The following is an 11,825-nucleotide window of genomic DNA, read 5'->3' as shown; positions in this document are numbered from 1 at the left end:
ACATGCTCTTTAACCAGCTTTTTAGAATGATTTATGCAATCAAGTAAGGCGTCGCAGCAATCTGATGCAAGCCAACACACCTACCCAAGAAGCCGACCGGCTTGAGGCGCTCAGGCAATACAAAGTTTTAGACACGCCCGCCGAGCGTTCCTACGACGACATCACCTCGCTGGCTGCCTTCATCTGCGATGTGCCGATCGCGCTGATTAGCCTGGTTGACGCAGAGCGGCAGTGGTTTAAATCTAAGGTAGGTCTTACGGCGCAAGAGACCAGCCGAGGTGTTTCCTTCTGCGCCCACGCCATCTTGAGCCCGGCCATCATGATTGTGACTGATGCTGCCGAGGACGAACGGTTTGCCAACAATTCGCTGGTGACCGGCGAGCTAGGCATTCGATTCTACGCTGGAGTTCCTTTGATTTCTCCTGGTGGTCAGCCGCTTGGAACGCTCTGTGTAATTGACAGAAAACCTAGGACTTTAGACCTCTGTCAAATCAAAACTTTAGAAGCTCTGGCGCGTCAGGTGGTGATGCAGTTAGAGCTACAGCGGGTGTCTTCGCAATTAGCTGAGGCGCTGGAAAAAATGGAGCTGATGGCTGGCTTAATTCCCATTTGCTCCTATTGCAAAGGCATTCGAAACGATCAGGGTTATTGGTCAACTGTGGAGTCGTTTATTCAGCAATATTCAGATGTCGGTTTCACCCATGGAGTGTGCGACAACTGTATGAAACGACATTTTCCCGAGGTAGCAGAAATTTTGCTTCCAGATCTGGAGACAGAAACCACTTTGGAAGAATAGACATACAGAAGCATATGCGCTGGGGCAAATGCAGTAGTAGGAATGACCGCCCTGCCCTACTCGGCCCACTGGCGCAGCAGGTTAGCGGTGGTCTTGGTTAGCAGATCAAACTCTGGGGTTTTGCCGGTTTGGGCAAACAGGGTGCGCTTCACGGTTTCAAGGTCGAAGAGAATTTCGCGGTGGGCGGCATTGCGCACCAGACTTTGCACCCAGCCCACGGCCACAATGCGATCGCCCCTCACCACCGGCTCCACCCGGTGCAGCGTAGTGGATGGGTAGACAATGGCGCTCCCGGCCGCTAGCTTGTAGGGCTGCTCGCTGTCGGCTCCCTCAATCACTAGCTCGCCGCCGTCGTAATCGTCTGGCCCGCTCAAAAACACCGTCAGCGATACATCCGAGCGATAAAAGTTGGCACCTCCCATCAGGGCATTGTCGGTGTGCCGTCCGTAGCTCATGCCCACCCCATAGCGGCTAAACAGCAGGGAATGGATGATGCGGGGGCAGGCGATCGCCTGAAACAGCGCATTCCGCGCCAAGGCATTCTGCACCACCGCCTTCAACGGCTCAACCGCCGCCTGCTTAGCCGCTTGCTCGTTCTGCTTAACTAGCTTGGCGTGCCAGCCCGCCGTCGTCTCCCCCGGCACAAACGCGGCCTGGGCTAGGCCCGTTTTAATCTGGGCGATTTCATCTGAGGTTAGCAGGTCAGCAATGCAGACAATCATCGGCGTGAGCTGAGGAGGGTATGGGGTTTAAGGTATAGGGTAAAGGCTCGAGATGGCTCGGAAACTGATTGCGGAGTTGCCGTTTTGAGTGCGGGGTGAGTTTGCTCTCGGTATTCCCCTCACCCACCCATCCCTGACTCCCCACTCACTGCCAACCATCTGGTGTATCTTAGTCGGGTATCGCCCGAGATTGGGCTACACCGCGTGGAGGATTCGCAATCGGTGGCTTCCCTATCGCTAACGGCCCTGCCCCTGGGCCTGTTCTCTATCCTTCTAGGCATGGGAGAACCCAAGCCCCTGCAGCTGTCTGGGCTTAACCCCGCCGCGCTGCAAATTGAGTGGCAGTCGCCGTGGATTGCGGAGCTGGCCCGCGACCCGGTAGTAGAGGCGATCGTGGCCGACTATGTGGCGGGGCTGCAGCGGCAGGGCTGGTCAGTGCCCGACCAGGGCATTTGGATTCAGGTGGGCCAGAGCGCGATCGCTGAGCACCGAGGCGATGTGCTGATGCCCGCCGCCTCGTTGACTAAGCTGGCGACCACCCTGGCTGCTCTTAAAACCTGGCCCCTCGACCACCGCTTCGAGACTCGGGTGGGCATGCGCGGCACCCTTCAGCCCGATGGCGTGCTCGACGGCGATCTGGTGATTCAGGGCAGTGGCGACCCGCTGTTTGTGTGGGAGGAGGGCATTGTGCTGGCCAACCGCCTGCAAGAGCTGGGCATTCAGCGGGTGACGGGGGAGATTTTGGTGAGCGGCTCCTTCACCATGAACTTTGAGGAAGAACAAGCAGATTCTCTGGCGGATTTGCAGCAGGCGATGTCGGCCCCAACCTGGGCCTGGGAAGCGCGCCAGGCCCACGCCAACCTGCCGCCGGGCACGCCGCAGCCCAGCCTAGAAATTGACGGTACGGCCCGCTGGGTGCCAGCGGCAGAGCTAGAGACCAGCGACGTGGAGTGGGTGGTGCAGCATCAGTCGCTGCCGCTGGTGGCCATCCTCAAGGCGATGAATATTTACAGCAACAACGTCATGGCGGAAATGGTGGCTAGCTTAGCGGGCGGGCCGGAGCCAGTGATGACCAAGGCGACGGCGGCAGCAGAATTACCGCCGGGTGAACTCAGCCTGGTCAACGGGTCGGGCCTGGGGGTCGATAACCAGATGTCGGCGCGGGCGGCGGTGGCCATGACGGTAGCGATTCAACGGGAGCTGAGCGGCCAGGGTTTTTCGGTGGCCGACGTACTGCCCGTCTCAGGGGAAGATGTGGGCACTCTCATCGATCGCCGCATTCCCCCCACGGCGGCGGTCAAGACTGGCAGCTTAGCGGAGGTCAGCGCCCTGGCAGGGATGGTGCCTACTGCCGAAAAGGGGCCAGTGTGGTTTGCGATTATCAATAAGGGGTGGGATATCCCCGATCTGAGGGTGCAGCAAGACCAGCTGTTGCAGGCGATTCAGGCTCACTGGGGTGCGGCAGAAGCGCCCGCCGACCTAAGGACGAAAGTGGTCATGCAAACGGGGCCATTTCGCTATGGTGACCCCAGCCGCAATCAGGTGGCCGAGAAGGTGGCGTCGGAGTAGGGCGGCTTGGCGTAGTGCTGGTGCAGGGTTTTGGCGATCGCCCTGGCCGCTCCAGGCCGGCCCATGCGGCGGCGTCCGTTTTCGGCAATGCTTTGCAGCCGGGAGCCATCGGCCAGGCAGGCTTGTAGCGCCGCTCCCGTTTCACTGGGCTGGCTAAGCAAAATGATGGATTGCCCTAGCAACCTTGATTGAGACTCGGCGAAGGCGTAGGTGAACTGCGGCCCAGAGCCAGGGAAGGTGAAGACGGGCTTGCCCAGGCCGACGGCCTGCTCGGTGGCGGTGCCAGCGGTAGCGATCGCTGCGTCGGCCAGGTGCAGGCACTCGGCAAAGGCATTGGTGGTCAGCACCAGCACACCATTGTTGCGCTGAAACGTGGGGTATTCCCCAGCCACAGGCTGCCACCCCGCGTCTAGTAAGACATCCTTAAACGCAGCCAGGCTGAGGGAGGGGGTGAGGGCGGCGAGCAGACGCACTTGGCGATCGCCAAAGGTTTGCATGACTGATGCGATCGCGCTCACCATCCGCTGCCAGTTGTCGAAGGCCTCGGGGGCGCGGGAGCCGGGCAGCAGGGCCAGCGTAAGTTGAGCCGGGGCTGGGGCAAAGGTGGCGGTGAGCCGAGCCAGCTTGTCGGCGCTGGTGTCCAGGTCATCCATCATCGGGTTGCCGGGGTAGAGGGCGGGCACGCCGCGCTTTTGCAGCAGGTCGGCGGTGAGCTGGTCGCGCACAAAGGCCCCTTGGCAGCGGGGGCGCGCCATCAGCCATCGCTCCCAGGGCACATAGACCGAGCCCGACCAGCCTTCTAAAGGGGGGCGACCGGGCAATCGCTGGGTGTCGTCACGCAGATAGTATTCCGACTTGGCAGTGCCCACAAAGCAATAGTCGCCGCCGCTCTGCCAGGCGATCGCCAGGGGCACGATATCCCCCACCGCCAAAATTTTGCCGCCGCTCTTGGCCCACTGGCGAGCAGTTTTGAGCTGAGCCAGGGTCAGCCCCACCAGCCCCCCCTGCAAATCGCGCCACAGCTGGTAGCGATCCATATAGATAAAGCCGCCGGAGGGCATGGCCTGGGTCGGCCCCTGGATGGCAATACCCGCTTTTTCGTAGGCACGACCTTCCCCCACAATTGGCAGCGCGGCCAGGGTCGGCGCACCGGGCAGTTGGCGCAGCTGCTTGAGAATGCGAACTGCAATGCCGTCTTCGCCGTGGCCGTTACTAATGCAGAGTAGCTTCATCGTTGCGGATTCAATGCTATCGGTGAGGATTCAACCCCAATGTTGAAAACTCAACACCATTGCCAACCCTAACAGAAAATGCATGAAGCACACCTGGAGGAATTGGGCCGCAGCGGAGGGCACTGTCGTCTATGGTTTGGTGGGAGGCACCTTGGGTTTGGGTTTTGGCTTTGGTGTGGCGCTAGGTTCGACTAGCTCGGTCTCTGGTTTGGCCTTTAACTTGATCTCTGGCTTGGCTTTCTCGGACGGAGGCAGTCCCAGCGTTTGGGCAATGTGGCGCTGAACGGCTTCGCGATCGTAGGCTGTCTGCACCGCAAAGCGAATTAGGGGTAGCCCAGCGCTCTTGACGACCTGGTTGAGGAAGTCGTCGCGTTTGATGCGATCGCCCCGCTGGTGGCTGCTGTCGTCGAGTTCAACGGCGGCTAAAACTGTGAGGCGATCGCGATCGCAGAGCACAAAGTCGAAGTGCTTGGCCGAGATCTTGTTGAAGGCTCGCTGCCAGTCGCCCCGGTTGTCAGTTTGGGGTTTGAGCACATCGGCGACGCGCACCTTGCCAAAGACTAGATACTCACTTTGGGTAGCATTCTGCAACGCGTGGTAAAACGTAGTCTCCGCCAGGGTGAATAGGTATTTTTGGCGGCTGTAGGGGTAAGACTGAGCGGCATCAGCCCCGTTTTGGGTCGGCTTAGACGAGGTGGAGTGAGCCTGGCGGCTGAGGAGGGCGATCGCCCCAGCTCCAACCCCAGCGAAAATCAGCAGTAAAACAATCAGTGATGACACTTTTTTAACCACCTTTGACGGAGGCTGACGCCAGCGTGCCCACCTTAACCCTCCGGTGCTCCGGTCTTTAAATTATTGCCGGAACGAAAAATCCCTCAATGTTTCTTCGTGAATCGTCCGGGTTTCGTTGCGAAACGGCTGTGTTTTCCCTCCACCGCCCGTTGACTTCCTTAGGATCTGTGTGGACCCTTGTCGCTGGAATGCCCGATGAAACTTCTGGTGATAGAACCTGAACCGCTGGTCGCCCAGGCTCTGAAGCTGCTGCTGGGCAGCGTAGCCTGCACGGTGGAGGTGGCCTGTGTTGATGCTCACGTCACCAGCCTAATCGCTAAGGGTCCCTATGACTTAGTCATTCTTGACGGGTCCATAGGATTAAGCCTAGGGCCAAAGTTGCGTACCCATCTGCCCCAAAGCCCCATACTGCTGTTGACGAGTGGGGCGTTAGACAATCCACCCTGGGCTACGGCAACCTTGGGCAAACCCGTCGAAGCGGTGGATCTCGTCGCTCGGGTGAGTGAGCTGGTCGGCAAGCCCATGGCCGTGATTAGCCCCGTGGCTGAGCTGAGCCGCCGCGAAGAACGGTTTCGCAATATGGCCGACCACGCGCCGGTGATGGTGTGGGTCAGCGACGCCGGGGGTGGCTGCACCTACCTGAGCCAGAGTTGGTATGAGTTTACCGGGCAGTGCGAGGCCACGGGGCTGGGCGTGGGCTGGTTAGAGGCGGTGCATCCTGACGATCGCGCCACCGCTAAGTCAGTCTTTCTCACCGCCATCAAACGGCAGGAAGAGTTTCGCGTGGAGTATCGCCTGCGCCGCCGCGACGGCGAATATCGCTGGGTGATCGATGCAGCCTGCCCCTGGCTGGGGGTGGGGGGCGAGTTTGAGGGCTACATTGGTTCGGTGCTGGATATCAGCGATCGCGTGCACGGCGAAGCCGAACGCCGCCAGGCCGAAGCTACCCTGCGCGAGTCGGAGGAAAAGTATCGCCTACTGTTTTCCAGTATTGACGAGGCGTTTTTGGTGGGCGAGACCCTGCGTCTCGACGACGGCACCTTCGACTTGTTATACATCGAGGTGAACCCAGCCTTTGAGCGGGCTACGGGCCTGACCCGACAGGATGTGCTCGGTCGGCGAGCCCGAGAGGTGCTACCGGGGCTGTCGGAGGTGTGGTTTGACGCCGTGGGGCGGGTGGGGTTTGGGGGCGAGGCTCTGCACCTGGAGGACTACGCGGCGCCGATCGATCGATGGTTTGCCACGTCGTTTAAGCCGATGGGCGAAAAGGGCAGCGGCAGGCTCAGCGTTACCTTTAGCGATGTCACCGATCGCAAACGGCTAGAGCTTTCCCTCAAGGCGTCGGAGGCGAAGCTCAGCGGTATTTTAGACAGCGCGATCGCGGCGATCGCCAGTTTTCAAGTCTACGCCGACGGCAGCTTTGAGTATGTCTATTGGTCTGCCGGGTGCGAACAGCTGTTTGGCTACCCCCGCAGTGTCTATGACGACAAACAGTTCTGGCTGGCCCAGGTGCACCCCGACGATCGCGAGCGGGTGATTATGCCCCTGTTTAACGACTTCTTTGCCGGCGGTCAGACCACCGCTGAGTACCGATTTCGCCATCAAGATGGCACAATGCGCTGGTTTCGCAGTGACTTTGCCTCGCGCGAAATTGCTGAGGGCTGCTGGGTGGTGACCTCCGTCAACTACGACATCACCGAGCGCAAGCAGCTAGAGCGCGATCGCGACCGATTCTTAGCGGTGGGGTTTGATCTGCGCACGATTAGCGATCGCAGCGGCTACTTTCGCTGGGTCAGCCCTACCTTTGAGCAAGCCCTGGGCTGGACCGCCGCTGAAATGACCGCTGTTCCCTGGCGTGACTTTGTCCACCCCGACGATTTGGCGGCTTCTGTTAACGAAACTACCGCGATTTTCGAAGGGCGCGACACCTTTGCCTTTGAGAACCGCTACCGCCACAAAGACGGCTCCTACCGCTGGCTGCTGTGGAAGGCGCGCCTCTATGTCGACGACGAGCGGGTCTACGGCGGAGCGATCGACATTACCGACCGCAAGCAGTCTGAGGCAGCCCTGCGCGACTCAGAAGAAAAGTATCGCCTGTTGTTCAACTCGATGGACGAGGGGTTTTGCGTCATTGAGATGCTGTTTGATGAGCGCGATCGCCCCATCGACTATCGCTTTCTCGACATCAATCCCATCTTTGCCCAGCAGACCGGCCTGATCGATGCCAAGGGCAGACGCGTCCGCGAGATGGTGCCCAATCTCGAAACCCACTGGTTTGAAAAGCTTGGCCGGGTGGCGATTACTGGGGAGCCGGTGCGCTTTGAAGATCACGCCGAGGAAATGGAGCGCTGGTTTGACGTGTTTGGCTTTCGCTTTGGTGCACCGGAACTGCGCCAGGTGGCGGTGCTGTTTCGCGACGTCACCGAGCGTCGGCGGGCCGACGCCGCCCTCAAAGAAAGCGAGCGCAAGCTGCGGGCGATCTTTGACAGCACCTTTGAGTTTATTGGCTTGCTCAAAACCGATGGCACCGTGCTCGACGTCAACCGCACTGCCCTGAGCGTGATTGCAGCCACCCCCGAGGCGGTAATCGGTCAGCCCTTCTGGCTCACCCCCTGGTGGGATCACTTTCCTGAGCAGCGGGATCGCCTGCGGCAGGCGATCGCCCGCGCTGCCCAGGGTGACACCATCCGCATGGAGAACCAGCACATCTGGGCCGATGGCTCCACCGCCTGGGTCGACTTCTCGATTAAGCCAGTCTTAGATGAGCAGGGTCAGGTGATTATGCTGGTGCCCGAGGGGCGCGACATCACCGGGCGCAAAACCGCCGAGCGCAAGATTCGCGAACAGGCGGCCCTGCTCGACATCGCCTCCGATGCCATCACCGTGCGCGACCTCGACCACCACCTGCTCTACTGGAATCAGGGGGCTGAGCGCCTCTATGGCTTTGCCGCTGAGGAGGTGGTGGGCCACATCGCCTACGATCTGCTGCGCAGCGAAACCGCCCAGCACGGTGAGATGATGCCCGCCCTGCTAGAGCGCGGCGAGTGGCGCGGCGAACTCGATCGATTGACCAAAACCGACCAGGCAGTGACCGTCGCCGCCCGCTGGACCCTGGTGCGCGACGAGGCGGGGCAGCCCAAGTTTATTCTCACAGTCGAGACCGACATTACCGCCAAAAAGGCCCTAGAAGCGCAGTTCTACCAGGCTCAGCGGGTCGAAAGCCTGGGGCGACTGGCCAGCGGCATTGCCCACGACCTCAACAACGTATTTACCCCAATTGTCACCATTGCTCAGCTGCTGCGCCTCACCCAGCGCCACCTCAGCGACAAAGCCCAGGATCATCTGCGGTTGCTGGAAGAAAGCGCCAAACGCGGGGCCAGTATGGTGCAGCAAATTTTGTCGATTACCCGCAGCAGCAGCGGCACGCGCACGGAGGTCAACCTGGGGCCGCTGCTGCAAGATCTGGGGCATATTCTGCAGCAGAGTTTGCCCAAGCACATTGATCTGCACCTGCCGGAACCCGCCTTGGCCAGTGGCCAGGAGCTGCGGGTCAGCGTTGACCCGACTCACCTGCACCAAGTGCTGATGAACCTGTGCATCAACGCCCGTGACGCCATGTCTGAGGGTGGCAGGTTGACCCTAGCAGCGGAGCTGGTGACGGTGGATGCGGCCCTGGCTCAAGCCTACCTCGATGCCCAGGTGGGTCAATATGTGCGGCTTACGGTGGCCGACACGGGCACGGGCATTGATCCTGGGCTGCGCGATCGCATCTTTGACCCCTTCTTCACCACCAAGGCACCGGGCCAGGGCACCGGACTGGGGCTGGCCACAGTGTTGGGCATTGTCAAGGCCAGCGATGGCTTTGTGCAGGTGGTTAGCGAGGTGGGCCAAGGCACTCAAATGCAGGTCTATTTACCGGCTCTTACCCAGCCCTCGGCCAGCGATGCCCCCGAGGTTGATTGGCCCGACGCTCCCCAACAGGGCCAGGGGGAACGGCTGCTGGTGGTGGAGGACGATGCCTCGGTGCAGCAATCGGTGCGATCGCTGCTGCACAGCTACAACTACCGCATTGTGATGGCCAACAATGGCTTCAAGGCGCTGGACTATTTTGCCCAGCAGCCGACTCCCCTGGTGGTGGTCGACATGATGATGCCGGGTATGGATGGCCTGACGCTGATTCGGCGGCTCAAGGCGATGCAGCCCAGCGTCAAGATTATCGCCACCAGTGGCCTGCCCACTTACCAGGAGGAGGCACTGGCCGCTGGAGCCAGCACCTTTTTGCGCAAGCCCTATGACCTCAGCGACCTGCTCGATGCGATCGCCCTGCTGCTGCATTAACCTTGAGACGAGAAACTCACTTTACTGGTTATCGTTGTTGGCTTCTAGTTTGAGATGTTCAAACATCGGTTCTGTTTCTTTGATTCGCGGTTGAGGAAAACAGAACGCGAAAACCTCAGTCCCCCGCAGTTAAAGTGCAAACTGGGGGCTAGGATACGATGAGCCTAGCCTTGCTATGTGCGTGCAAGATTTGCGGGGTTAGCTGTCTGTAGGTGGTAGTGACACCTGCGGACAGCGCCAAGATTTTCGAGTTCTGTATGGTCACCCCTCGGCTGAACAATAGAGAACATTAGTACAAAAGCTCTCCATCAAACGTAGAAGAGTGATTGGGGCGCAGATGCTGTTGTAGTTGCAAACCCAAAAGTTGCTGGATAGGACCCCTAAACTCAGGGATTAATCCCTAAAAGTAACCGACAACACCTTAAAACTAGGGGCTTATTCAGCAGTTTCGACGCTCAATACGTAGTTAGACCGCCAAATTTCTTAGAAAGACCGCAGTTCAAGATTGGGTATTATCACTTGATCGACCGCAAGACTATGTTTTGTACGCTAATTTACCAAAGAAATTACATAGTCTCTCATATCACAATTATCAATTAAATCTGCGATCGAAATTCTTCATCTGTGGGTATGATAAAAGCATTTGTCGGTGAAATAGCACGGTTCCAATGATCCTTCGACTCTTTCCAAAAGAACTCAATCGCCTACAATACCTGCTTCGTATTGTTGTTTATCTCATTGTCGTATTTTCAATTTACTTCATTGTTGAGAGCGCGATCGATATTGAAAAAATCGGCTTCCTGATTTTGGGACTGCAAGTTCTGAAGATCGTTCTATTCGATCTCGCTCGAATTCGGCATATTGGTCGATCGCCATGGTTTGTGATTCTGTTCTTTATTCCTTACTTGGGTGCACTTTTTCAACTGCTCTTGTTCGTACTACCACCTGATAACCCACCAACCTTAAGATATTGAACTGTCAATAGGCCAACCCTAACAAAATGATGGAGTGGATATTTGAGAAATGCTGGTTGAGTTACTGGGGTTATCTGCTGTCGCTCATCTTGGTCATTAGACAGCGATCGCGCCTTTTTCAACACCGCTTGAGTCAGTGCAGTAAGTAAATATAGGTTGCGATGTGGCACCCAAGACTTCATCCATTCTTGGCTTCTCTTAGCCCAGTTCTCTCTCTACTCGTAGAGCAATTCTGCTGCTAACAATCTTTAGCCAGAAAGAACTACAGAAACAATTTACGGTTAGCAGTAGCACTTATCTCTCCTGAGAGAGTCCCATGAAATATTAAAGCTTGTTACAGTCACAGAAATGGTGAGAATGGCAAGCGCATGTTTTTCAACCAGACTTCTACATCGCAATCTCAGTTGCATGAGCATTCTGTTGAGCTAGGGGATTGCAAGATTTTTTATACGCAGGGTGGGTTGAAGTTAGATTCAACTCCTATCGTGCTTCTGCACGGTTGGGGCATTTCTGCTGCGCCTTATCACGAAGTTCTGAACCTACTGGCAGAGCACCATGCTGTAATTGCCCCTGATTTGCCCAGTTTTGCGCGATCGCCCTACCCCAACCTCATTCCAGACTATGAAAGCTACGCTAAAATTTTGCTTTCATTTTTAGACGCCTTAAATCTTCAACAAGTGCATCTGGTAGGGCACTCCCTGGGAGGAGGAATTGCAATTGCGTTATCTGCGCTTGCTCCAGATAAAGTGAAAAGCGTGATTCTAGTAGATAGTACTGGCATTCCGACTGTATCTATTCCAGAACTAATACCAAGAAGGGCAATTGAGATGACAGCCCAATTGCTTCTTCCAAGACAAAGACTAAAACTGGTTGATATTCCTCTGGTCTTCTCCCGTAATCTTTTGTTCAATACCGGAAACGTGATTCAAGCGTTATTGCTTTCATTACAGGTAGATCTGAAACATCTATTGCCAAAAATCAAAGCTCCTTGCTTGTTGTTATGGTCAGAAAAAGACCTGACCGAACCAATAAGTGTTGGGCGGGAGATGGCTGCAATCATTCCAGATTCCAGACTAGTTACCGTAGAAGAAGGTTGGCACGAATGGGGACTCTGGTATCCTGAGAAATTCACGTCGCACATGCTTGATTTTATTCATCAAGTCGAGCGTACTAATGCAGTTAAAGTAGGTTCTTCCTGAGCAGAAAGCGATCAGCAAGCGCAGGGCGCGTTGTCGGCTCTAGGATTGTTGCAATCCTCAGCCTTTCTATTGAATCGTCGTGTCAAAAGGTATAGCTGTGGTCATCTAGGTTAGGACGCGGCTTGCTTGAGCACGACTTCAATAGCGGCACGTAAGCCGTCGGCATGGGAGAGGTGTTTGCGAATCCGGCTCTTTAACCAACC

The 11,825-nt window shown here is 57.1% G+C and carries 7 protein-coding genes; 4 read left to right on the top strand and 3 right to left on the bottom strand.

What is annotated here, in order from left to right; all coding sequences use genetic code 11:
- The first annotated feature begins 64 nt into the window (after window positions 1-64).
- Entirely contained in the window at window positions 65-796 is a 732-nt protein-coding gene (locus H6F75_RS08385; RefSeq protein WP_190751105.1) for a GAF domain-containing protein, read from the top strand.
- 56 nt (window positions 797-852) lie between these two features.
- Here H6F75_RS08385 and H6F75_RS08380 read toward each other — a convergent pair whose 3' ends face one another.
- Window positions 853-1,518 carry a Fe2+-dependent dioxygenase gene (locus tag H6F75_RS08380; RefSeq protein WP_190751103.1) on the bottom strand — a complete coding sequence of 222 codons (666 nt, stop codon included), beginning with the start codon at window positions 1,516-1,518 and terminating at the stop codon, window positions 853-855.
- Between the two features lie 222 nt (window positions 1,519-1,740).
- On the opposite strand from H6F75_RS08380, the gene H6F75_RS08375 reads away from it, so the two are divergent.
- Window positions 1,741-3,087: a D-alanyl-D-alanine carboxypeptidase gene (locus H6F75_RS08375; RefSeq protein WP_347710626.1), complete on the top strand. Its 1,347-nt coding sequence runs from the start codon at window positions 1,741-1,743 to the stop codon at window positions 3,085-3,087.
- Here the strand turns inward: H6F75_RS08375 and H6F75_RS08370 are convergent.
- On the bottom strand, window positions 3,057-4,319 hold the full coding sequence (locus H6F75_RS08370) for a lipid-A-disaccharide synthase-related protein (RefSeq protein ID WP_190751101.1): 1,263 nt from the start codon (window positions 4,317-4,319) through the stop codon (window positions 3,057-3,059). The two genes, H6F75_RS08375 and H6F75_RS08370, sit on opposite strands and share 31 nt — an antisense overlap.
- Before the next feature lie 129 nt (window positions 4,320-4,448).
- Window positions 4,449-5,099 carry a DUF2726 domain-containing protein gene (locus H6F75_RS08365; RefSeq protein ID WP_199303838.1) on the bottom strand — a complete coding sequence of 217 codons (651 nt, stop codon included), beginning with the start codon at window positions 5,097-5,099 and terminating at the stop codon, window positions 4,449-4,451.
- A 207-nt stretch (window positions 5,100-5,306) separates the two neighbouring features.
- Between H6F75_RS08365 and H6F75_RS08360 the strand changes: the two genes are divergently transcribed.
- Together H6F75_RS08360 and H6F75_RS08355 are read left to right on the top strand one after the other, a co-directional pair.
- Window positions 5,307-9,449, top strand: coding sequence for a PAS domain S-box protein (locus H6F75_RS08360; RefSeq protein WP_190751099.1), 4,143 nt, complete (start codon window positions 5,307-5,309; stop codon window positions 9,447-9,449).
- Window positions 9,450-10,791: 1,342 nt separating this feature from the next.
- Window positions 10,792-11,622, top strand: coding sequence for an alpha/beta hydrolase (locus tag H6F75_RS08355; RefSeq protein WP_190751097.1), 831 nt, complete (start codon window positions 10,792-10,794; stop codon window positions 11,620-11,622).
- Window positions 11,623-11,825 lie beyond the last annotated feature (203 nt).

The organism is Nodosilinea sp. FACHB-131 (genome assembly GCF_014695395.1).
Classification (GTDB): Bacteria; Cyanobacteriota; Cyanobacteriia; order Phormidesmidales; family Phormidesmidaceae; genus Nodosilinea.
Note: the sequence above shows the minus strand (reverse complement) of the source record. Positions and strands in the feature narration are given on the sequence as shown.

Bases quoted from the DNA above. Each gene is read 5' to 3' on its own strand.
- H6F75_RS08385 (WP_190751105.1), top strand. From the start codon at position 65: ATGCAAGCCAACACACCTACCCAAGAAGCCGACCGGCTTGAGGCGCTC.
- H6F75_RS08380 (WP_190751103.1), bottom strand. From the start codon at position 1,518: ATGATTGTCTGCATTGCTGACCTGCTAACCTCAGATGAAATCGCCCAG.
- H6F75_RS08370 (WP_190751101.1), bottom strand. From the start codon at position 4,319: ATGAAGCTACTCTGCATTAGTAACGGCCACGGCGAAGACGGCATTGCA.
- H6F75_RS08360 (WP_190751099.1), top strand. From the start codon at position 5,307: ATGAAACTTCTGGTGATAGAACCTGAACCGCTGGTCGCCCAGGCTCTG.
- H6F75_RS08355 (WP_190751097.1), top strand. From the start codon at position 10,792: ATGTTTTTCAACCAGACTTCTACATCGCAATCTCAGTTGCATGAGCAT.